This window comes from Morganella psychrotolerans, from assembly GCF_001676155.1.
Classification (GTDB): Bacteria; Pseudomonadota; Gammaproteobacteria; order Enterobacterales; family Enterobacteriaceae; genus Morganella; species Morganella psychrotolerans.
Genome location: NZ_LZEW01000033.1, coordinates 58,232 through 80,856 on the forward strand (window position 1 = coordinate 58,232; position 22,625 = coordinate 80,856).

At 48.7% G+C, this 22,625-nt stretch carries 17 protein-coding genes and 3 pseudogenes; 5 read left to right on the forward strand and 15 right to left on the reverse strand.

Annotated features, from left to right (window positions below; all coding sequences use genetic code 11):
• Positions 1-35: 35 nt before the first annotated feature.
• Positions 36-896 (forward strand): acyl-CoA thioesterase II, encoded by an 861-nt coding sequence (gene tesB / locus AYY16_RS17855; protein WP_067369787.1) that lies wholly within the window; start codon positions 36-38, stop codon positions 894-896.
• A gap of 70 nt (positions 897-966) precedes the next feature.
• On the opposite strand, the gene amtB is transcribed toward tesB, so the two are convergent.
• From amtB to AYY16_RS17880, 5 genes and pseudogenes are all read right to left on the reverse strand, one after another.
• Entirely contained in the window at positions 967-2,262 is a 1,296-nt protein-coding gene (amtB, locus tag AYY16_RS17860) for an ammonium transporter AmtB (protein ID WP_067369993.1), read from the reverse strand.
• Positions 2,263-2,288: 26 nt separating this feature from the next.
• Positions 2,289-2,627 (reverse strand): P-II family nitrogen regulator, encoded by a 339-nt coding sequence (locus AYY16_RS17865; RefSeq protein ID WP_067369791.1) that lies wholly within the window; start codon positions 2,625-2,627, stop codon positions 2,289-2,291.
• 202 nt (positions 2,628-2,829) lie between these two features.
• Positions 2,830-4,614 (reverse strand): SmdB family multidrug efflux ABC transporter permease/ATP-binding protein, encoded by a 1,785-nt coding sequence (locus AYY16_RS17870; protein ID WP_067369794.1) that lies wholly within the window; start codon positions 4,612-4,614, stop codon positions 2,830-2,832.
• Positions 4,607-6,347, reverse strand: a pseudogene (locus tag AYY16_RS17875) (SmdA family multidrug ABC transporter permease/ATP-binding protein). The gene AYY16_RS17870 and the pseudogene AYY16_RS17875 overlap by 8 nt, the downstream one beginning before the upstream one ends.
• Before the next feature lie 89 nt (positions 6,348-6,436).
• Complete coding sequence (locus AYY16_RS17880; RefSeq protein WP_067369996.1) at positions 6,437-6,913, reverse strand: Lrp/AsnC family transcriptional regulator; 477 nt, start codon at positions 6,911-6,913, stop codon at positions 6,437-6,439.
• 114 nt (positions 6,914-7,027) lie between these two features.
• Between AYY16_RS17880 and AYY16_RS17885 the strand changes: the two genes are divergently transcribed.
• Both AYY16_RS17885 and queC read left to right on the forward strand, forming a co-directional pair.
• Positions 7,028-8,068, forward strand: a complete 1,041-nt coding sequence (locus AYY16_RS17885; RefSeq protein WP_067369797.1) for a PLP-dependent cysteine synthase family protein — start codon at positions 7,028-7,030, stop codon at positions 8,066-8,068.
• A gap of 47 nt (positions 8,069-8,115) precedes the next feature.
• Entirely contained in the window at positions 8,116-8,814 is a 699-nt protein-coding gene (queC, locus tag AYY16_RS17890; RefSeq protein WP_067369800.1) for a 7-cyano-7-deazaguanine synthase QueC, read from the forward strand.
• Positions 8,815-8,886: 72 nt separating this feature from the next.
• Here the strand turns inward: queC and AYY16_RS17895 are convergent, their stop codons facing one another.
• The 10 genes and pseudogenes from AYY16_RS17895 to bolA all read right to left on the reverse strand — a co-directional run bounded on the left by AYY16_RS17895 (position 8,887) and on the right by bolA (position 20,171).
• Positions 8,887-9,291: an acyl-CoA thioesterase gene (locus AYY16_RS17895; RefSeq protein ID WP_067369803.1), complete on the reverse strand. Its 405-nt coding sequence runs from the start codon at positions 9,289-9,291 to the stop codon at positions 8,887-8,889.
• Positions 9,292-9,426: 135 nt separating this feature from the next.
• Entirely contained in the window at positions 9,427-9,762 is a 336-nt protein-coding gene (locus AYY16_RS17900; protein ID WP_067369805.1) for a ComEA family DNA-binding protein, read from the reverse strand.
• A 402-nt stretch (positions 9,763-10,164) separates the two neighbouring features.
• Positions 10,165-10,620: a hypothetical protein gene (locus tag AYY16_RS17905; protein WP_150385083.1), complete on the reverse strand. Its 456-nt coding sequence runs from the start codon at positions 10,618-10,620 to the stop codon at positions 10,165-10,167.
• A gap of 287 nt (positions 10,621-10,907) precedes the next feature.
• Positions 10,908-12,776: a peptidylprolyl isomerase gene (gene ppiD / locus AYY16_RS17910; RefSeq protein WP_067369811.1), complete on the reverse strand. Its 1,869-nt coding sequence runs from the start codon at positions 12,774-12,776 to the stop codon at positions 10,908-10,910.
• 158 nt (positions 12,777-12,934) lie between these two features.
• Entirely contained in the window at positions 12,935-13,210 is a 276-nt protein-coding gene (gene hupB / locus AYY16_RS17915; protein ID WP_067369814.1) for a nucleoid-associated protein HU-beta, read from the reverse strand.
• A gap of 221 nt (positions 13,211-13,431) precedes the next feature.
• Positions 13,432-15,790: pseudogene (gene lon / locus AYY16_RS17920) on the reverse strand (endopeptidase La).
• A gap of 194 nt (positions 15,791-15,984) precedes the next feature.
• Complete coding sequence (gene clpX, locus AYY16_RS17925; protein ID WP_067369818.1) at positions 15,985-17,265, reverse strand: ATP-dependent protease ATP-binding subunit ClpX; 1,281 nt, start codon at positions 17,263-17,265, stop codon at positions 15,985-15,987.
• A 111-nt stretch (positions 17,266-17,376) separates the two neighbouring features.
• The gene (clpP, locus tag AYY16_RS17930) at positions 17,377-17,997 is read right to left on the reverse strand and encodes an ATP-dependent Clp endopeptidase proteolytic subunit ClpP (RefSeq protein ID WP_067369821.1); all 621 of its coding nucleotides are present in this window, start codon (positions 17,995-17,997) and stop codon (positions 17,377-17,379) included.
• Between the two features lie 263 nt (positions 17,998-18,260).
• Positions 18,261-19,570, reverse strand: a pseudogene (tig, locus tag AYY16_RS17935) (trigger factor).
• A gap of 271 nt (positions 19,571-19,841) precedes the next feature.
• Complete coding sequence (gene bolA / locus AYY16_RS17940) at positions 19,842-20,171, reverse strand: transcriptional regulator BolA (RefSeq protein ID WP_067369824.1); 330 nt, start codon at positions 20,169-20,171, stop codon at positions 19,842-19,844.
• Positions 20,172-20,352: 181 nt separating this feature from the next.
• Between bolA and AYY16_RS17945 the strand changes: the two genes are divergently transcribed.
• A complete protein-coding gene (locus AYY16_RS17945; protein WP_067369827.1) occupies positions 20,353-20,934 on the forward strand; it encodes a YajG family lipoprotein in 582 nt (193 codons plus the stop codon).
• A gap of 136 nt (positions 20,935-21,070) precedes the next feature.
• Complete coding sequence (gene ampG, locus AYY16_RS17950; protein ID WP_067369830.1) at positions 21,071-22,558, forward strand: muropeptide MFS transporter AmpG; 1,488 nt, start codon at positions 21,071-21,073, stop codon at positions 22,556-22,558.
• Positions 22,559-22,625: the final 67 nt, after the last annotated feature.

Sequence of the window (22,625 nt, forward strand, 5' to 3'; positions counted from 1 at the left end):
CGGATTCCTGTTGAAAATACTTAATAAGGGTAACTATGAGCCTGGCATTAGAAAACCTGATAAACCTGATGGCCCTCGAAAAACTGGAAGACGGGTTATTCCGGGGACAAAGTGAAGATCTCGGTCTGCCGCAGGTCTTTGGCGGACAGGTTGCCGGTCAGGCACTGTACGCTGCGGGACAAACTGTTCCTGCAGAGCGTTGTGTCCACTCATTTCACAGCTATTTTTTACGCCCTGGTGACAGTCACAAACCCATTATCTATGATGTGGAAAACCTGCGTGACGGTAAAAGCTTCAGCGCCCGCCGGGTTCGTGCGATTCAGAACGGCGAGCCAATTTTCTATATGACCGCCTCTTTCCAGGGGGAAGAGAGCAGCTTCGCGCATCAGAACACCATGCCGGACGTTCCGGGTCCGGAAGGATTACCATCCGAGTCCGACATTGCCAAAAAAATCGCGGCAAACCTGCCACCAAAAATGCAGGCACTGTTTCTGCGCGAACAGCCTATCGAATGGCGTCCGATACGCTTTTACAGTCCGTTTAATAACCCGGAAAGTCCGCCTGAGCGTTATACCTGGCTTAAAACAAATGGTGCGATGCCTGCCGATCCGGCTGTTCATCAATATCTGCTCGGCTACGCCTCAGATTACAATTTTCTGCCGACCGCTCTGCAACCACATGGTTATGGTTTTATGCAGCCGGAAATTCAGATTGCCACCCTCGATCATTCTATGTGGTATCACCGCCCGTTCCGGCTGGATGAATGGCTGCTGTACGCCGTAGAAAGTCCGACTGCTTCCGGCGGGCGCGGATTTGTCCGCGGACATTTTTATAATCAGGCGGGTGAGTTGGTCGCATCAACTGTTCAGGAAGGCGTTCTGAGATTGCGAAGCTGACAGACAGTGACTCCGCTGCTACAAAAAAGCCCCCGCATCACATCATGAGCGGGGGCCTGTTTTTTATAACTTACGACCGGTTATACGCCCGCTCTCCGTGAGAGCTGATATCCAGCCCGCTGATTTCATCATCAGCAGTACAACGAAGCCCGACTGTCAGTGCGGCAAGTTTAAATGCGATGTAAGCAATCACTCCGCTCCAGATAACTGTCACAACGATACTTTCAGTCTGTACCCAAAGCTGTCTGAGCATCGTCACCCCCTCTGCATAACCGGTGCCGCCCAGAGCCTCTGCGGTAAAAACCCCCGTCAGCAGGCAGCCAATAATCCCGCAGACACCATGGATACCGAACACATCACAGACATCATCCACTTTCAGCCGGCGCTTCAGGACGGTCACTCCCCAATACCCGGCAACACCGCTGACCAGCCCGATAACTATCGCCCCGCATACCCCGACCGTTCCTGCGGCAGGCGTGATCCCGACCAACCCGCCGATACAACCGGAGCAGGCGCCGAGAAGTGAGGGCTTACCCCGGATACTCCATTCGGCCACAACCCAGGCAAGCACGCCGCCGGCAACAGCAAGAACCGTATTGATAAATGCCAGCGCAGCCGTGCCGTCCGCTTTACCGGCCGATCCGGCATTAAACCCGAACCAGCCGACATACAAAATCGCGGTGCCGGTAAAGACCATCGGCAGGCTGTGTGGTTTTGCCGCCGATTTTCCCCGTGCCAGCCGCGGTCCTAATAAGTAAGCACCAACTAACCCCGCAACTGCCGCATTAATATGAACAACCGTCCCGCCGGCAAAATCCAGTGCCCCTTTTTCTGCCAGCCAGCCTCCGCCCCAGACCATATGAGCCATCGGAACATAGGCCAGTGAAAACCATATCACCACAAAGAGTAAAAACGCAGTGAACCTGATGCGCTCAGCCAGTGCGCCGGTAATAAGTGCGACTGTGATTGCCGCAAATGAACCCTGAAAAAGTACATGCGTCAGCAGGCTTATGCTGCCGCTGGTACTCTCAATTGTTATCCCGCTGAGAAAGGCGTATGAAAGATAACCGGTAAAACCATTTCCTCCGGAAAATGCCATGCTGTAGCCATAGAAAACCCACAGCAGCAAAACCAGTGAAAAGCTGACGATAACCTGGGTCATAACTGAAAGGACATTTTCACGGCGAACCAGTCCGCCATAAAATAAAGCGATCCCCGGAAGTGTCATAAAATAAACCAATGCAGCTGAAATCAGCATAAAACCGTTATCCGCGCGATCGGCGCCTGCGGTTTCACTGTAACCGAAGACAGGAAGCATGGCAGATATTGCGCCGGTGAGGCCCCTGTAAATGATCCCTTGTTTCATTGTCATCTGTATCACCTCTGCGCGGTTTAGAGTGCGTCATCATTTTGTTCGCCGGTACGGATCCGCACCGCCTGTGATATTTCCGAAACGAATACCTTTCCGTCTCCGATACTCCCGGTGTATGCCGTCCGGCAAATTACATCAATAATGCGCTCCAGATCTTTATCCGGCACAACAAGCATAATCTGCACTTTAGGCAGAAAATCCACGCTGTATTCTGCCCCGCGATATAACTCTGTATGCCCCTTCTGCCTTCCCGCACCTCTTACTTCCTGTACGGTCAACCCCTGAATTCCTTCTGTATTCAGTGCATCTCTTACATCATCCAGCTTAAAAGGTTTTATAATTGCGGTTATCTGTTTCATTACATTCTCCGTTTCAGGTGATGTTCATCCCTCACGGAAAACTGCAAAAGTAATGCCAGTGTGAAAAATTAAAAATAACGATAAAAAAAATCATGAGATTACAATAAAAAAAAGGCGTCTGTTTATTCAGACGCCTTTCCGGCAGGAAGAGAATTGCACCAACTTATGGCAAAACACGCTGTTTATGTGACTGATTTCACAATTATAGTGCAGCGATACTATCCTCTTCAGGTGTATTCAGTGATTCCCCGACCTGCTGTAACTGATACATCTGATAATACCGGCCTTTTTCCGCCAGTAATGTCTGATGCGCGCCGGACTCCGCCATTTCGCCACGGTTGAGCACATAAATGGTATCCGCATCCACAATAGTGGAGAGGCGGTGTGCGATCACCACCAATGTGGTTTCCCGGCGGATCCGTTGCAGGGCCTTCTGAATTGCCTGCTCAGTGCCGGAATCAATATTTGCTGTCGCTTCATCGAGAATTAATATTTTCGGTGTCTGTACCAGTACGCGCGCCATAGCGAGTAACTGTTTCTGACCATCTGATAATGTTTTACCCTGCTCGCCCAATACCGTATCCAGTCCGTTTTCAAGCCGTGAAACATGCTCACCAAGCTGTACTGTCTCCAGCACCTGCCGGATACGGGCATCATCAATATCCCGCCCGAGGGTAACATTGTCCCGAAATGATGCAGCGAGAATAACCGGGTCCTGCTGTACCATCGCAATACCCTGGCGGATAACACTGTGAGATAACTGTTCAAGCGGACGTCCGTCCAGGCTTATCTCGCCTGCCTGCCACGGGTAATACCCCATCAGAAGATTTGCCAGCGTACTTTTCCCGCTTCCGGTATGCCCGACAAATGCCACAAAACTGTGCTCCGCCACCTGCATACTGATATCACGCAACACCGGTTTTCCGGGCTGATACGCAAAGGTCAGATGCGAAATATCAATGCGCCCGGTCGCCAGTGGCTCATTATCCGTACCGTATTTCTGTTGCGGACTGTCCATCAGCTCAAAAACACGCTCGCCGGAAATAACCGCCTGCTGTAACACGGATTGCTGGGATGTCAGGGTGATCAGCGGCTCATTCAGCCGCCCCAGATACGTAATAAAGGCATACAGCACCCCAACGCCGATAACACCGGTTCCCTCAACACCAAACAGCAACATCATCCCGCAGAGAATAACGGCAGAAACGAGGCTGAGTAACGGACGCAACAAAATACCGTCAAGGCGCAGTGCTGCCATCCTCATGTCATAGTGACGGCGGTTTGCGGCAAACATCCGCTCTCCGAAACGTGCCTGCTGGCGGAATTGCTGAATAACCGTCATACCACTGATGATTTCATGAAACCCGTCATTAATATCAGCCAGATAAACACGGATCCGGCGGATAATCGGCGTACTCAGACGCTGATAAATCCACATAACCAACAGCACGACAGGAAACATCGCCGTTGCCACCAGCGCCATCCGCCACTCCAGAGAATACATGGCAATCAGCATAACAATAATCAGCGCCACACTGCGGAACAGTGTCGGTAACACATTGACGAACAAGTCTTTAATCATCTCAGTGTCATTTGTTACACGCGAGATAAGCTGACCGACAGGCTGAGTATCAAACGCACTCAATGGCTGGCGCAAAGCGGCATTCATGACATCAGCCCGCAATGTCTGCACCACACCGACGGCGGCCTGATTAAAATAGATAAGCTGAAAATAGTGAAGCAGCGATGCCGCAATCTGAAGCACGATAAACCCGGCAATCAGCAGCAGTGTCACAGAGAGCACTATCTGATCCTTAGCCACCATATTATCAATAAAATAACTGACAAGTACCGGCGCCGTGACTTCAGCAATCGCGGTAAGCCACAGCATCAGGATAGCCGTCAGCATCGGACGGCGGTAATTTCGTCCGTACCCGAGCAGACGTTTCAGTGACGGCCACAGGTTTTTCGGTGTCTGATCATTCATCGAGCGCGGCCTCTAACTGCTGATAATGATACATTTCGCTATACCATCCGTTCTGGTTAATCAGCGCCTGGTGACGCCCTTGTGCGGTAATGCTGCCTTGCTGTAAAACCAGAATATTGTCTGCCTCTGTCAGCGCGGAAAGCCGGTGTGCGCTGATAATCACTGTCCGTCCTTCGCCCCACTGACGTAAATTTTGCAGGATAAGATACTCGGTCTGTCCGTCAACGGCAGAAAGTGCATCATCCAGGATAAGAATTTCGGTATCCAGCAGCAAAGCGCGGGCAATCGAAATCCGTTGTTTTTGTCCGCCCGACAGCATAACACCCCGCTCACCAACCTCTGTTTCATAGCCCTGCGGCAGGCGTTCAATATCATCATGCACATTCGCCAGACGCGCCACGTGCTCAATCTCCTCACGGGTTGCCTGCGGGCGTCCGAGGGCAATATTATTCGCAATTGTATCGGAGAACAGAAACGGTGTTTGATTCACCACAGCAAGCCGGCTGTGCCAGTCTGAAAAAATCAGTGAATTAAGTGGCTTACCCTGAAAGCAGATATCGCCCTGCGTCACATCATAATGGCGCTGAATAAGTGCCAGCAACGTGGATTTCCCGCAGCCCGTCGGCCCGCACAACCCCAGTAACTGACCGGGTTTCAACGTAAAACGGATATCATTCAGTACCGGTCGCGTGGTATCCGGGTAACAAAATTCAGTAATTGCAACGGCCAGCTCACTGCGCTCCGGTTGCAGCGCCTCTGTTCCGTCAGCCAGTACCGGCGGGGTTTCCAGCAGAACCTGGATGCGGCTGTAAGCGGCACTGCCGCGCTCAACAATATTAAACATCCATGCCAGTGCCAGCATCGGCCAAATCATCAGCCCGAGATACATAATAAAGCTGGTCAGTTCCCCGAGGGTCAGCGTGCCCTGCATCACCATATAGCTGCCGCCTGCAACCGCCAGCAGGTTTGACATGCCTATCGCCATAATAATGGTAGGGTCAAACCGCGCATCCACCTCAGCCACATGCATATTCTTTCGTCCCGCCTCGGCGGCAACAGATTCAAATTGAGCTGACTGATGTGCTTCAAGACCAAATGCTTTGATCATACGGATACTGCTGAGACTTTCCTGCGCCTGGTTATTCAGAGATGAAAATGCACCCTGCGCCGTTTTAAAACGGTGATGGAGCTGCTGTCCGTAGCGTTTTATCGCCAGCGCCATCAGCGGCATCGGCAGCAAAGACAGCAGTGTAAGCTGCCAGCTGATTTCAATACTCATCACCAGCAGCACCACGCAGCCCATGACCAGGGAGTCCACCAGTGTCAGGACGCCTTCGCCTGCGGCAAACACCACTTTATCAACATCATTGGTACTGCGGGCGATCAGGTCACCCGTCCGGTAGTGATGATAAAAGGCCGGAGACTGGCGGCTGAACTGCTGATAAAAATCCTGCCGTAAGCGCACCGCCAGTTTATACGATGCCCCAAACAGCCAGACACGCCAGATATAGCGCAGGACATAAATAACCAGCGCGATAAGCAGCATAATGCCTATCCAGCCCCACAACGTCGGCATCGTCAGTGTTTTTTTTGTTACGCCATCGACAATAATACCGACAAAACGCGGTGGCAAAACCTGTAAAACGGCGATAAGGATCAGAAAAAAAAACAGCCCCTGTATAGCGCCGCCATTCACTGAGGAAATACCATTTTAGTTGGGAAAATAATCTCACGGGATCCCGTATATACCCTTATTCATTCAAACTGCAGGTTCATTGGCTGCATCTTGAATGACGTTGGGTATAGTATCTGAAGTTAATCGTTAATCCGCGGCACCTTTCTCAGGGATAGGCAACGCGGTGGTGTACTTTATGCGCTCCATCGCAAAATTGGAAGTCACATCAATTAAACCGGGTACACCGGTAACCAGCCTTTTATAAAAATGATCAAAGCGTTTCATGTCCACCACTTCGACCTGCAACATATAATCAAACTCCCCGGCCATACGGTAAAACTCCACCACTTCCGGCATTTGCTGAACAAATTCAACAAATTCAGTATACCACTCGCTGCTGTGACACTGAGTTTTTATCATCACAATCACGGTCAGCCCCAGCCCGAGCTTCTCCGGGTCCAGCAGCGCCACCCGCTTGCGGATATAGCCATCATCTTCCAGCCTTTTCAGACGTTTCCAGCACGGTGTAGAGGTCAGATTAACCGCCTCTGCCAGCGTATTCAGTGATAACGAGGCATCTTCCTGCAAGAGTTGCAGTAACTTACGGTCTATTTTATCTATCATTTGCTCACCCGGGAGAATATATTTCTCCATATCATGCATGATAAAGAAAATAGAAAAAGCCTTTTCTCTCACAGAATTGCTAAGATTAAGCAACTGACAGTGAGGAGATAATGTATGACAACCCAATGGACGACATTCGCCATTAATGCTATTCAGGCCGATTATCAACGCAGCGCGGATACCCACCTGATCCCGGTGGAATTACCCGTCTTCCCGGGGGTTTCATTATACCTCAAGGATGAAAGTACGCACCCGACCGGTAGTCTGAAACACCGCCTGGCACGGTCACTTTTTTTATACGGGCTGTGTAACGGCTGGATACGTGAAGGTACAACGGTTATCGAAGCCTCATCCGGCAGCACTGCCGTATCTGAAGCCTATTTTGCCCGCCTGCTCGGTCTGCCGTTTATCGCCGTGATGCCGCGCTGCACTGCCCGGCGCAAAGTGGAACAAATTGAGTTCTACGGCGGACAATGTCATTTTGTCGATAACAGCGCACAAATTTATGCCGAATCCGAGCGCCTTGCCCGTGAAACCGGCGGTCATTATATGGATCAGTTTACCTACGCCGAGCGGGCAACTGACTGGCGCGGCAACAACAATATTGCTGAAAGCATTTTCCGTCAGATGTCACGGGAAGCACACCCTGTGCCACAGTATCTGGTGATGAGTGCAGGTACCGGCGGTACTTCTGCCACACTGGGACGTTTTATCCGCTATCAGGGACACAATACAAAATTAATTGTCGTTGACCCTGAAAACTCTGTATTCCATGACTGTTATCACCAGAAATGCTCACATTTACGCTGTGAAACCGGCAGTAAAATAGAGGGGATCGGTCGTCCGCGTGCAGAGCCTTCATTTATTCCCGGCGTTATTGATGATGTGATGAAAGTCAGCGACAAATGCAGTATCGCCACACTTTACTGGCTGGAAAAACTGCTCGGACGCAGAGTCGGCGCATCAACCGGCACCAATGTCTGGGGTGCGCTGCAACTGGCGGCACAAATGCATGCAGAGCAGCAGAGCGGCTCTATCGTTACCCTGATTTGTGACAGCGGCGAGCGCTATCCGGACACCTATTACAATCCGCAGTGGGTGGCAGACAATATCGGCGATCTGACCGACGCACTTGCAACACTACCCAAATGGTGATGCAGCCGTTACCATATACCCAATCTTTTTTATTGTGAGGGTTACAGATGAAACGTGCTGTTGTCGTATTCAGTGGTGGTCAGGATTCCACTACCTGCCTGATTCAGGCGCTCCGCAATTATGACGAAGTGCATTGTGTGACGTTTGACTACGGTCAGCGTCACAGTCAGGAAATAGAGGTTGCCCGCAGGCTGAGCCTGAAACTGGGCGCAGCAGCGCACAAGGTTCTGGATGTCACCTTATTAAGTGAACTCGCCGTCAGCAGCCTGACCCGCGATAATATTCCGGTTCCCGGGTTCAGTGAAAGTGAAAAAAGTGATATTCCGAATACGTTTGTTCCCGGTCGTAATATCCTGTTTCTCACCCTGACAGCGATTTATGCGTACCAGGTCAGTGCTGAAGCGATTATCACCGGTGTCTGTGAAACGGATTTTTCCGGCTATCCGGACTGCCGTGATGAATTTGTCAAAGCACTTAACCATGCGGTAAACCTGGGTATTGCCCGTGAAATCCGTTTTGAAACACCGCTGATGTGGCTTGATAAAGCCCAAACCTGGGCGCTGGCGGAGTATTACGGGCAACTGGATACTGTCCGCAGGGAAACACTGACCTGCTATAACGGCATTCAGGGCGATGGCTGTGGTGAATGTGCCGCCTGTCATCTGCGACAAAACGGATTAGCACATTACCTTGCCAACCGCGATGCCGTCATGTCCTCGATGAAAAAACTCACCGGGCTTTCCTGACTGAACCGGTTCTTCGATAATCCGCCCGGTCATAATGACCGGGCGGATTATCTGTTCGTTCTGCCGGGCTAATTACTCCGGCGCGGTCAGCAGTTCAAATTTATCGCGGATCTCGCCTTCAATCGGAAGGGCTTTGCCTGTTTTTAAATTAATAAAGACAAAGGTCACTTCGGCATCTGCCACAACCTGTTTATCTTCCTGCCGGGTCACTATCTGTTTGAGAACGCCGCTCTTCTGCCCTGAGTGTTGCAGGTAACTGTCAATAATCAGGCGCTCCCCCAGATGCACCGGCAGCCGGTAATTGATATTAATATTAACCACAACAACCGCGATATCCATCTGCTTAAACCAGCGGTAAGCATCATAGCTTTCCAGCCAGTCCCAGCGTGCCGCTTCCAGAAACTCCAGATAACGCGCATTGTTAACATGTCCGAAGGCATCAATATGGTAGCCAAGCACTTTAATTTTGGTGCTCATAATATCTCTCCCTTTAATACATTTCCGGTTTCATACATTTCCGGTTTGAAAAACACACCAGCCCGCTGAACCGGATTTTTCTTTCCCTCCCCCGCAACAGACGAGGGAGGGAAAAAGAGTAAACATCTGCAGATGTTATAACTCTATCTTATCGCTATTTATACTAAAAATACGTTCACCGATCCCCTTAACTTCCATCAGTTGCTCGGCGGACGTAAATGGCCCGTGATCAGTACGATACTCGATAATACTCTGTGCTTTTTTCGGTCCGATCCCACTGAGATTCTGCGCCAGTTCTTCCGCAGATGCGGTATTGATACTGATCCGGCTGCTGTCAGTATCCTGAGTCACAACCTGCTGAGTCTGAGCGTTCTCCGTTTGCGCTGACTGCGCGAGTACGGATGTACTGAACATACCGCCGGTTAACAGTGCTGATGTTAAGAGTAATGCTGAGGTCCATTTCGTTTTCATGCTGATATCTCCTTTTGGTGTTTAGCACAAAACGGAGTGTCGCAAAATTTTTTAACGCCGGGGAATTTTTGGGAGAGAAATGCGAAAGGCTACGAGCGTCGCCTTTTCCTGAATGTAAATGACATTCAGTTTTTCGATCCGTATCGAAAAAATTTAGTCCACATTCTTCACGCCAATACAGACATGCGAGTACATAAGCCGCACGAATACCGGATTCACTGAATTTAAGTATTAATATACATATCTGTTTTTTTCGGTGGAAATTAATGGGCGGTTTTGACTAGCTAACCTGCCCATTTAAAACAAAGGATTTTATGGTAACAAAAAATACAGCACCATTATTATAATGTCATTTTTTAACAGTTAACGATAAATCTGATGATAGATTACTTAATACAAGAACTAGTAATAATACGGCTTGAGATGAGGAAAGCATCCTGAGTAATCCCATGATTTAATAATACCTTTGTTATTGGAAATAAACTCGGTATTACATTCAATGGACATAGCATACAGGCCGGGCGTGTCTTTTTGTCTCCATTCCCATGTATATTGCTTACCTCCGTCTGTTCTTTGGTATGTCTTATCCGGTGCGCCCCAACTACTGACAAGATCATCAGCAGATTTACCAACCCAGCGTTCTCTTTTTTCTTTAAATTTCTTTCTGTTTTCTTCGTATTCTGCCTCTTTTTTAGGATCTGGCTTTGAGGGTTTAAATCCCATATCTATTTCATTGCTTTTGCCACCGGAAAGCACCTTATTCGTGGTTTCTAAGAAGGAAGCCACTTCACCCGATGTACAACTGCTTAGCATCATCACCGAGGAAATAATAATCATTAAGTTTATTTTATTATTCACTAATATTGATTCCTTTCTTTTTCTAATTAAAAATAGAGCAATAACTATAAAATAATATTTTTATATATTTCTGACAGGGAAACGTAATTTAACATTACAGGAAATTTAGCTTGGTTTATATGACAATGTATTCTATAGCAGACCTTAATTACCCATACCAGAATATTCTTAGATTACCGGACAGCCAGAGCCGCCAGCATAAGCGTTATGCAATCCTCTGATAACAAAAAAGCCAGTAACCCCGCGGGTTAACTGGCTTTATAATTTACGGTATACGCTCTGAAATGCTAGTCCATACTTTTCACATCAATATCAGCATTCAAACGCAGGTTGATCAGTAATGATTCAAGCTCCGTTGATGCCATTTGCTGACGTAATACCTCGCGCAGTTCCGTTTTTTCCTTATCTGTTGCATTACCGGCAATGACTTTATCCAGCTGTACCAGCACAATATTACCCTGTGCATCAATTGTGCGGCTGTATGTCGGTTTACCGTCAACAGGATGAGCCTGAGTAAACGCTGCGTTAATCACAGGATCTGTCGGGTTAAGGCGCTGGATAGTTTGCGCTTCACCAAATTTCACACCGGCGGCGGCTAGTGCAGCATCACCTTTGCCTTCTTTCAGTGCGGCAATTAATGTATCTGCCTGCGCATTCAGAGCGGCTTCTGCCTTGCTGCGTTTAACCAGGGCTTCAATCTCCCCTCTGACCTTCTCAAACGGTTCAACAGCTTCCGGGCGATACGCATCAACACGGATAACAAAGGCACGGTCACCGGATACGGTAATGATGTCAGAGTTAGCGCCGGATGAGCCTTTTTCATCAAACAGCAGGTTATCAGATAAGGCTTTCAGCAGTTCCGGATAATTAACCGCATCAGGCAGTTTGCTCAGCGCGAACCAATCTGTCTGCACAGCTTTAACACCTGTGGCCTGCTCAACACCGACCAGAGATTCATTATCATTTGCTGCCGCTTCACTGGCTTTTTGCTGTAAATCAAAGAAGGCTTTACTTGCTGCTTCACCTTTTACCAGAGCAGTGACTTCATCTTTCACCGCAGCCAGTGGTTTGAGTGTTTCCGGCTCATACACATCCAGACGGAAAATAGCATAGCCATTATCCAGCTTCACAATCTCTGAAACCTGTCCCGCACTTTTCAGGTTAGCCGATTTAATTTCAGGCACTAATGCAGCATCTTCCATCCAGCCGATAACACCGCCGTTACGTGCAGTCAGTTTATCGGTTGATTTTTCTTTAGCCAGCGTACTGAAATCAGCGCCACTTTTCAGTGCATCCAGAATGGCGTTGGCATCATCTTGCGTTGCAACAGTAATCTGACTGTATTCACCTTTGCCGGGCGCCGTAAAGCGTGCTGTGTTTTTATCGTAATAATCCTGAATCTGCTGCTCACTTACCCCGGTATTATCCTGGATATTTGCGGCATCCAACTCAACAAAGCTGATTTTTATCGCCTGAGGGGCGATAAAATTATTTTTGTTTTTCGCGTAGTAAGCCTGTAACTCTTCGTCAGTGGTGCTCTGTTTTGCCTGAGCAGCAGAGAGCGTCAGCGTTGCCTGACGGATAGTACGCGCCTGCAGTAAAATAGCGGCGGCATTAGTGACTTCGTTGTCGAGCACAAAAGAGTCACGGACAAAAGGCTGTACCAGTTGCCCCTGGATCATCTGTTTGCGCAGATAATTCGCATAGCTTTCGCCGGTTATACTGTTACGGGCAAGGAACGTATCATACGCCTGCTGGCTGAACTGTCCGTCAACCGCGAATCCGGGTTCTTCACGGATAGCATTAATAATTTGGTTATCACTGACAGTGATACCTAATTTCATCGCATACTGTTCAAGCAAAATAGTATCAATTAACTGATTCAATGCCTGGGTGCGAATTTGTTTCACGCCCTGTTCAGTACTGACTAACTGCGAGAACATGTCACCCAGCTGAGCCTGCTGGCGATTACGCTCTTCCTGGAAGGCGCGTTCTAATTGCTGTGATGATATTTCAGTATCATTCACTTTGGCAGCATAATTAGAACCGCTGACGAGGTAACCACCGACACCTGTCAGAATAAATGACAGGATAATGATGGCGAAGATAATTTTTATCACAGGGTTATTCGCCGCTGTGCGTAGATTTTCCATCATAAGAAATCCAAACTCCGCTTTTGGTAAAATAAAAATCAGGTCAGGGTAAATTATGCCCTAAAACAAAAAAAAGCGCATCACTCTGATGCGCTTCCTGCTTACCTTTGCACTGTTTTTAAGCCCTCAGGACTAAATTGTCCCGGAGCCTGAGTCAGTACTCAGCTGTTTACTGCGTCTTTCAGACCTTTTCCTGCACGGAAAGCAGGTACTTTTGCCGCAGCAATTTTGATCTCTTTACCGGTCTGCGGGTTACGGCCTGTGCGCGCTGCGCGCTCACGGACAGTGAAAGTACCGAAACCAACCAGTGCAACATCATCACCCACTTTAAGGGTATCAGTTACAGAACTAATAATTGCATCTAACGCGCGTCCGGCCGCAGCTTTTGAAATATCAGCATCCGCAGCAATTTTATCGACCAATTGTGACTTATTCACTATTATCATCCCCTTTCAGAATTTTCTGCCCGGATCAACGAAGTATGTTCCTGACAGCCACAGCCGTTATATCAAGCCTTACTCTTCTTGGCAAGATTGTAAACTGCGCAAGTTTCGTAAGAATGTTCGCTAAATTAGCGGGATAAAAAAAAGGCTGACAAGTCCGAAAGTATCTGTCAGCCCTTAATTTATCTTTATTTCTTGATGCAGGTCACTATTTGCTACGCGTTTTTACTTACAACTTCCATACCTGAAACAGGATTCAGCAGTGCAAGTGAAAGAACTTCATCTATTGTTTTAACCGGATGAATATCCAGATCAGCTTTCACATTGTCCGGAATTTCTTCCAGGTCACGGCGGTTTTCTTCCGGAATAAGGACCGTTTTAATCCCGCCGCGATGTGCTGCCAGCAATTTTTCTTTCAGTCCGCCGATAGGTAACACCAGACCACGCAGAGTGATTTCCCCGGTCATTGCCACATCCGCACGTACAGGGTTACCCGTCAGCGCAGAGACCAGCGCGGTACACATCGCCACACCGGCACTCGGTCCGTCTTTCGGGGTTGCCCCTTCAGGAACGTGGACGTGAATATCGCGTTTTTCATAGAAATCGTTGTTGATCCCTAATTTATCAGCGCGGGCGCGGACAACGGTTAATGCCGCCTGGATAGACTCCTGCATGACTTCACCCAGTGAACCGGTATAGGAGAGCTTCCCTTTACCCGGAACCGCTGCGGTTTCGATAGTCAGCAGATCCCCGCCGACTTCTGTCCACGCAAGACCGGTAACCTGACCCACACGGTTTTCCGTGTCAGCACGACCGTAGTCCACTTTCTGCACACCCAGGTACTCTTTCAGGTTTTCCTGGTTAATTTCGATGTGCTTGAGGGTTTTGTCCATTAACAACTGTTTCACGGCTTTACGGCACAGTTTGGAGATTTCACGCTCCAGTCCGCGCACGCCCGCTTCACGGGTGTAGTAACGGATGATCCCGAGGATCGCACTGTCATCGATAGTCAGTTCTGTTTTCTTCAGCGCGTTGCGTTCTGTCTGCTTAGGCAGAAGATGGCGAATCGCGATGTTGAGTTTTTCATCTTCCGTATAACCGGACAAACGGATAACTTCCATACGATCCAGTAACGGCGCAGGAATGTTCATGGAGTTTGATGTTGCCACAAACATAACATCAGACAGGTCGTAATCCACTTCCAGGTAGTGATCGTTAAACGCGATATTTTGTTCAGGATCCAGCACCTCAAGCAGTGCGGACGCAGGATCACCGCGCATGTCTGAAGACATTTTATCGATCTCATCCAGCAGGAACAGCGGGTTTTTTACGCCGACTTTTGCCATTTTCTGGATTAATTTACCCGGCATAGAGCCGATGTAAGTGCGGCGGTGACCACGGATTTCCGCTTCATCACGCACGCCACCCAGCGCCATACGGACATATTTACGTCCGGTTGCGCGGGCAATAGATTGCCCCAGAGAGGTTTTACCCACCCCCGGCGGTCCGACCAGGCACAGGATAGGCCCTTTAATTTTACTGACACGGCTTTGGACCGCGAGGTATTCAAGGATCCGCTCTTTAACCCGATCCAGACCATAATGGTCGCAATCGAGAATTTCCTGAGCTTTCAGCAAATCTTTTTTAACTTTGCTGCGCTTAACCCACGGAACCTGAATCATCCAGTCGATGTAGCTGCGGACAACTGTCGCTTCTGCAGACATCGGGGACATCATTTTCAGTTTTTGCAGCTCGGCTTCGGCTTTTTCTTTTGCCTCTTTCGGCATCTGCGCTTCTTCAATCTTACGTTTCAGCGCTTCAGCTTCATCCGGTGCGTCGTCCATCTCACCCAGCTCTTTCTGGATAGCTTTCATCTGCTCGTTGAGATAGTACTCGCGCTGGCTTTTTTCCATCTGTTTTTTGACGCGGTTACGGATACGTTTTTCCACCTGTAACAGGTCGATTTCCGATTCCATCATCGCCATCAGATATTCGAGGCGCTCAACCACATCCGGCATTTCCAATACAGATTGTTTATCCTGTAATTTCAATGTCATGTGGGAGGCAATAGTGTCAGCCAGTTTGGCGACATCCTCGATACTGTGCAAAGAAGTCAGGACTTCCGGCGGAATTTTTTTTATTCAGTTTGATGTAGCCTTCAAACTGATTGGTCGCAGTGCGTAACAGAACTTCCTGTTCACGCTCGTCCACAACCGGAGATTCCATCAGTTCAGCCTGGGCTGAGAAGAAATCACCGTTGTCGCTTAATGTTTTGATATGCGCACGTTGCAGACCTTCCACCAGCACTTTCACAGTGCCGTCCGGCAGTTTCAGCATCTGTAATACCGATGCGACTGTCCCGACTGAGAATAAATCATTGACGCCCGGTTCGTCCGTTGACGCTTCTTTCTGGGCGACTAACAGCACTTTTTTATCCATATCCATGGCTGTTTCCAGACAGTGGATGGACTTTTCGCGCCCGACAAATAAAGGAATAACCATGTGGGGATAAACCACCACATCGCGTAAAGGCAGTACCGGGATTTCAATGCGTTCAGCACGCTCAGGATTCATAGAGCACTCTCTTCGTTTAGCTTACGCCTTGTTAGGAACGTCGTGAAACACGTTTTTTACAGGTTCCACTCCATAGAATGATCAATATATGGGGATGCATTTCTTACATTCAATACTTTATTTAGTAAGAAAAGCGAAATGAGGGAAAATCCCCTCATTTTTATAATATTGATAACAAATCCGCTAACTTTTCGTTACTCGCCGGAAACCTGTGCTTCAGGTTTACGGTAAATCAGCATAGGTTCTGTTTGATTCGTGATCACATTTTCATCGATAACAACTTTTTCAACGTTTTCCATTGACGGCAAATCGTACATCGTATTCAGTAATGCCGCTTCAACGATAGAACGCAGACCACGGGCGCCTGTTTTACGTTTCATCGCTTTTTCCGCGATGGCAGTCAGGGCTTCGCGGCGGAACTCCAGTTCGACACCTTCAATATTAAAAAGTGCCTGATACTGTTTCGTTAACGCGTTTTTTGGTTCCTGTAAAATCTGGATCAATGCGTCTTCATTCAGCTCACCGAGTGTTGCCACTACCGGCAGACGACCAATGAATTCAGGGATCAGACCAAATTTAATCAGATCGCCCGGCTCCACTTGTGCCAGTAATTCGCCTTCAGTTGCTTTATCTTTATCACCACGCACTTCAGCACCGAAACCGATACCTGAACGGGTGTTCAGACGCTGTCCCACTACTTTATCAAGACCGGCAAATGCCCCGCCACAGATGAACAGAATTTTCGAGGTATCAACCTGTAAAAACTCCTGCTGCGGATGCTTACGTCCGCCCTGCGGTGGTACTGCCGCGATAGTTCCTTCGACCAGTTTCAGCAGAGCCTGCTGAACACCTTCGCCGGACACATCACGGGTAATTGACGGGTTATCAGATTTACGGGAAATCTTATCAATTTCATCAATATACACGATACCGCGCTGTGCTTTCTCTACATCATAGTCGCATTTCTGTAAAAGCTTCTGAATGATATTTTCAACATCTTCGCCCACATAACCGGCTTCGGTCAGTGTGGTGGCGTCCGCCATGGTAAACGGAACATCCAGGTAACGCGCCAGGGTTTCTGCCAGTAATGTTTTACCGCTGCCGGTTGGTCCGATAAGCAGAATATTACTTTTACCCAGCTCTACGCCTTCGGCTGTTTTATCGCCGTTGCGTAAACGTTTGTAGTGATTGTATACCGCAACCGCCAGCACTTTTTTCGCCAGTTCCTGACCGATAACATAGTCATCAAGGTGCTGACGAATTTCATGCGGTGTCGGCAATTCATTGCGATCACCGCGCTGTGCCGGGATCAGGTCTTTAATTTCTTCACGAATAATGTCATTGCATAAATCAACGCATTCGTCACAGATATACACTGACGGGCCGGCAATCAGTTTCTTAACCTCATGCTGACTTTTCCCGCAGAAAGAGCAGTACAGCAGCTTTCCTGAACCGTCTTTGCGTTTGTCTGTCATCAGTAAACCTCACTTAATCAGTACAGCTCATCATTGGTGAGCCGCAAAAAATGTCACGACACCGCAGTACCCTGCCTGTGGGCAGGATACGGGCAACGCCTGCGTTACCTGTTATCGGCGTGTGTAAATATGGTCAACCAAGCCGTATTCCTGTGCTTCTTTAGCGGACAGGAAGCGATCACGCTCGGTATCACGCTGAATTTCCTCAACGGATTTACCGGTGTGATGGGCTAATAATTCATTCATGCGCGCTTTCACTTTCAGAATTTCCTGAGCATGAATTTCAATATCAGTAGCTTGTCCCTGATAGCCACCCAGCGGCTGGTGGATCATGACACGGGAGTTAGGCAGGCAATAACGTTTGCCCGGCTCACCCGCTGTCAGTAAGAAGGAGCCCATAGAGCAGGCCTGGCCCACACAAATTGTGCTGACCTGTGGTTTGATAAACTGCATGGTGTCATAAATTGACATCCCGGCGGTGATAACCCCACCCGGTGAATTAATGTAAAGACTGATGTCTTTTTCCGGGTTTTCAGCTTCCAGGAAGAGTAATTGTGCCACGACCAGGTTTGCCATATGATCTTCAACCTGACCGGTTAAAAAGATAATACGGTCTTTTAATAAGCGTGAATAGATATCATAGGAGCGTTCACCGCGTGCTGTCTGCTCGATAACCATTGGCACCAGCGCCATGTTGGGTGCGAAAGTATCCTGATTGTCGTGATATGACATGTCCATCTCCTGATTGAATTTTATTGGTGCCTGCCGAATAGGTCTATTTTACTTGAGATCCGGTAAGATGACCATGTGCTATCGGTGATTCGGCCATATAATCGGCATATCCCGCCCGGTAATTACCTGATATGGCAAATATGGGGGATAACCCCGGCTTTTTTCAAGGAATATTGTCATAAATAACGAAAAAACCGCAGACAATGCATATTGTCTGCGGTTTTGATCAGATAAACAGCAACGTGCTGTTTACAGAGAGAGGATTAACCTGCTGCCTGAACCTGGTTCATCAGTTCAGTAAAGCCGGTTTCTTTATCTGTCACTTTCGCTTTCGCCAGAACAGTTTCAATTGCCTGCTCTTCCAGTGCCAGATTGCGGATACCTTCCATCATCTGATTGTTTTTGTTGTAGTATTCTACAACTTCTGACGGATCTTCATACGCAGAAGCCATTTCTTCAATCAGCATATTAACGCGATCGTCTTCGGCTTTCAGTTCGTTAGAGAGATGACTTCGCCTAACAGCAGGCCAACCATCACGCGGCGTTTAGCCTGTTCTTCGAACAGTTCACGCGGCAGTTCCATCGCTTGTTGCTCTGAACCACCAAAACGCTGTGCTGCCTGCTTACGCAGTTCTTCGATTTCAGTATCAACAGCCGCTTTCGGTACATCGATTTCGTTTGCTTTCAGCAGACCGTCGATAACCTGAGTTTTAACACGGTTGCGCACAGCATTTTTCAGCTCGCGCTCCATGTTTTTACGGATTTCTGCTTTCAGACCATCCAGAGAACCGTCGCCGATACCGAAGCGCTTAATAAACTCTTCAGTCATTTCCGGCAGTTCGCGCTCTTCCACTTTTTTCAGTGTGATAGCAAACTTCGCTGCTTTCCCTTTCAGGTTTTCAGCGTGGTAATCTTCAGGGAAAGTCACATCGATTTCGAATTCTTCACCGGCTTTATGACCGACAACACCGTCTTCAAAGCCCGGGATCATACGGTTCTGACCCATGACCAGAACGAAATCAGAGGATTTACCACCGTCAAACGCTTCGCCGTCAACAGTACCTGCGAAATCGATAGTGATGCGATCATCAGCTTTCGCTGCATCTTCAATCACTTTCCATTCAGCCTGCTGCTTGCGCAGAGTTTCAACCATGCCATCGATGTCAGCATCTTTGACGGTAACAACCGGTTTTTCAACTTCGATTGTTTCCAGACCTTTCAGCTCAACTTCAGGGAACACTTCAAATTCAACAGTATATTTGAAGTCCTGACCTTCCTGATACGGCTCGTCTACTTTGTAGTCCGGTGCGCCGACAGGGTTGATTTTGTTTTCGATGATAGCGCTGACGAAGTTACGTGACATCATCTCGCCGAGTGCATCCTGAACAGCCATCGCGCCATAACGCTGCTTGATGATGTTCTGTGGCACTTTGCCTTTACGGAAGCCGTCAATACGTGCTTTCTTGGCGATTTCAGCTAATTCTTTATTTACTGCTTTGTCAATTTCGGCGGCAGGAACGGTGATTAATACACGACGCCCAAGGCCTTCAGTCGTTTCAACAGAAACTTGCATCTTATTACCTCAAAAAAGTCTATTGCTCGGTCAACTCCAGATCCCACGCACGGCACTTTGCCCGCGTGAAACGATAATGAACCGGGGTGGTCGCATTTAAAAACCGAGTTCCCTTATATTCAGAAGCGTCCCGAAACCATACGGAATTTCAGACGCGACATTATAGCGATGCAGACACTCCGCGTCGAGGAGCGCAGGCAAAAGAGCCTGAAATTCATTCTTTTTATATCAAAATTTGTGCGATGAGCCGGTTTTTTGTACAATCAGCGGCTCACTGACCGCCACCATGACAGCGCGGCGACGCCTCCACACTTCCCTGAGCACGGTTCCATTCATCCGGCGTGTAAGTATGCAGCGCCAGGGCGTGAACCCCGCCTGAAAGCTCATCTGCCAACAATGTATAAAGGTGGCGGTGACGCCCGACCAGGCGCATGCCATCAAAGACATCACTGACCACCACGACTTTAAAGTGAGTTTCAGATCCGGCAGGGACATTATGCTGACCACTTTCATTCATCACATCTATATGATGAGGCGTCAGTGCCAAATTCAGTTTTTCAGTGATGCGTTGCTGCATCACAGCAGGAAATGATGCCGACATAGCTATCCTTCAGGTCAATATATACTTGCGGTGAATGCCCAGTGTAGTGAGTTTTTTATCAAAATCCATACCAATCCGCGATAAAGCCGATTATCATCATGCGTTAACCTGAACACTCACACCCCCCCGACGACAATCCGGTGCTGTGACTGACTTCAACAACTTATAACGGATTCATATTATGTTGAAAAAATACCTCTTTCCGCTGTTCGCGCTGATATTATTAGCTGGTTGTCAGGCACCGTCGAACACCTTATCCATCGAGCCTGTGATGAAATTACCACCGGCGGATCCGACACTCGGCGCAACAACCATCTCAATTACCGGTGTCGATAAGCGCTCGTCTCAGATACTGGCTGAATTCAGTCGCAACGGTCAGCTCGCACAGTTGCGCCCGTCACGCGACCTGCGTTTCCTGTTGCAGGAAGCACTGGAAAAACAAATGGTTGCACGCGGATTTATGATTGGTACTCCGGCGACAGCAAACGTTCAGATAGCGATAAATACCTTTAAGGCGAATGTTCAGGAAGGCAGTGTCCGCCATAACATTACCGCTAACATTGAGGTTACCGTACTCGCCACCGCGCAAAATAACAGTACAAAAAGCAGAACATTCCGCACCAGCTACAATGTGCAGGGACCGTTCAGCGCCAGCAATGCAAAAGTGACCGATGCCTTTAACCGTGCGCTCAGTGATATTGTTGCCGACATGGCACAAGATACACAAATCAGTCAGTTCATCAAACAAAACGCCCGCTATTAATTTGTCCGAACAGCCCTGCACTTTCAGGTACAGGGCTGCCCGGTTGTTTTTCTGCCTATAGTGTTTTTCTTTTGATACATATCGCTTTTCTTTTAATAACAAAGAGTGTCACCGCCGGTGATGCGTAAGGATAATAATGTTCCGGAGTATTTGGGCGACTTACAGTCAGCGGAATGCCCGTATTCTTTTATTGCTCGGGTTTGCTTCCGGGTTGCCGCTGGCACTGACCGGCGGAACACTCCAGGCCTGGATAACGATCGAAAATGTCGATATTAAAACGATCGGATTTTTCTCGCTGGTCAGCCAGGCGTATGTCTTCAAATTTCTGTGGGCGCCCTTTATGGATCGCTACCAGTTGCCGTTTCTCGGACGCCGCCGCGGCTGGATGCTGACCACACAGATCATGTTGATCATCAGTATTATCGCGATGAGCATGATGAAGCCGTCAGAGCACCTCTGGTGGCTGGCTGCTGCTGCCGCTGTTGTTGCGTTCTGTTCCGCATCGCAGGATATTATTTTCGATGCCTATAAAACGGATCTGCTTTCCGCCAAAGAGCGCGGCACCGGGGCTGCAATATCAACATTAGGTTACCGGCTGGCGATGCTGGTTTCCGGCGGGCTGGCGCTGCTGATAGCACACCGCTACACCGGCTGGCAGAATATGTATCTGCTGATGGCGGCCATTATGCTTGTCGGGGTATTTGCCACCCTGATGGCAAAAGAGCCGGAAACAGGCGCTCCGCCACCACGGACACTGCGGGAAGCAGTGCGTGATCCGCTGGCTGAGTTTTTTGGCCGTAATAATACCTGGCTGCTGTTACTGCTGATCGTCCTCTATAAAATGGGGGATGCATTTGCATTAACACTCAGTACGCCATTTTTGATCCGCGGTGCCGGGTTCGGCCCTGATGAAGTCGGGCTTATCAATAAAACCCTGGGTCTGGCAGCAACAATTATCGGCGCGCTGTACGGCGGTTATCTGATGCAGCGCTGGAGCCTGTTTAAATCACTGATGTTTTTCGGGATCATTCAGGGATTTTCGAATCTCGGCTATTGGGTACTGACCGTTACACCACAAAATATTTATATGATGGGTGCCGTTGTATTCATCGAAAATATTTGTGGCGGGATGGGAACTGCCGCCTTTGTGGCGCTGCTGATGACACTGTGCAACCGGTCATTCTCAGCGACACAATTTGCCCTGTTGTCAGCGCTCTCAGCCGTCGGGCGCGTGTATACCGGACCATTCGCCGGATGGATGGTTGAGTTCTACGGCTGGAGCTGGTTCTATATGTTCACCGTCGTTGCCGCCGTTCCGGGATTGCTGTTGCTGTTACTATGCAGGCAGACGCTACGCTACACCCAGGAAACAGAACAATTCCTGCCACGACGCCATTTCCGTGCCGGTTACCGCCTGGCTCTCTCATTACTCGGGATCACCGCCACCCTGTTTACAGCAAGCCTGATCCTGCTGCTTACCGGTGTCTTCAGTCTCACCCCTGAATTCATTCCCGACACACTGAAAGGTGACATATTTATTTACGGACTGAATATCGGGATTGCCGGTTTATTCCTGGGCGGGCTGCTTGATTATTGCGCACTTCGCCGGGATAAGCTGACCTGAGGCTGTTACTAATACCGGAAAAAATTCAATCAATAGTTTATAAAGCCAGTTTAGACTGGCTTTTTTA

Excerpts from the sequence above, each read along its gene's own strand:
- AYY16_RS17900 (WP_067369805.1), bottom strand. The coding sequence starts at position 9,762 with ATGAAAACGAAATGGACCTCAGCATTACTCTTAACATCAGCACTGTTA.
- AYY16_RS17885 (WP_067369797.1), top strand. The coding sequence starts at position 7,028 with ATGACAACCCAATGGACGACATTCGCCATTAATGCTATTCAGGCCGAT.
- clpX (WP_067369818.1), bottom strand. The coding sequence starts at position 17,265 with ATGACAGACAAACGCAAAGACGGTTCAGGAAAGCTGCTGTACTGCTCT.
- queC (WP_067369800.1), top strand. The coding sequence starts at position 8,116 with ATGAAACGTGCTGTTGTCGTATTCAGTGGTGGTCAGGATTCCACTACC.
- amtB (WP_067369993.1), bottom strand. The coding sequence starts at position 2,262 with ATGAAACAAGGGATCATTTACAGGGGCCTCACCGGCGCAATATCTGCC.
- AYY16_RS17865 (WP_067369791.1), bottom strand. The coding sequence starts at position 2,627 with ATGAAACAGATAACCGCAATTATAAAACCTTTTAAGCTGGATGATGTA.
- AYY16_RS17945 (WP_067369827.1), top strand. The coding sequence starts at position 20,353 with ATGTTGAAAAAATACCTCTTTCCGCTGTTCGCGCTGATATTATTAGCT.
- AYY16_RS17895 (WP_067369803.1), bottom strand. The coding sequence starts at position 9,291 with ATGAGCACCAAAATTAAAGTGCTTGGCTACCATATTGATGCCTTCGGA.
- clpP (WP_067369821.1), bottom strand. The coding sequence starts at position 17,997 with ATGTCATATCACGACAATCAGGATACTTTCGCACCCAACATGGCGCTG.
- bolA (WP_067369824.1), bottom strand. The coding sequence starts at position 20,171 with ATGTCGGCATCATTTCCTGCTGTGATGCAGCAACGCATCACTGAAAAA.
- tesB (WP_067369787.1), top strand. The coding sequence starts at position 36 with ATGAGCCTGGCATTAGAAAACCTGATAAACCTGATGGCCCTCGAAAAA.
- AYY16_RS17870 (WP_067369794.1), bottom strand. The coding sequence starts at position 4,614 with ATGAATGATCAGACACCGAAAAACCTGTGGCCGTCACTGAAACGTCTG.
- AYY16_RS17880 (WP_067369996.1), bottom strand. The coding sequence starts at position 6,913 with ATGATAGATAAAATAGACCGTAAGTTACTGCAACTCTTGCAGGAAGAT.
- ampG (WP_067369830.1), top strand. The coding sequence starts at position 21,071 with ATGTTCCGGAGTATTTGGGCGACTTACAGTCAGCGGAATGCCCGTATT.
- ppiD (WP_067369811.1), bottom strand. The coding sequence starts at position 12,776 with ATGATGGAAAATCTACGCACAGCGGCGAATAACCCTGTGATAAAAATT.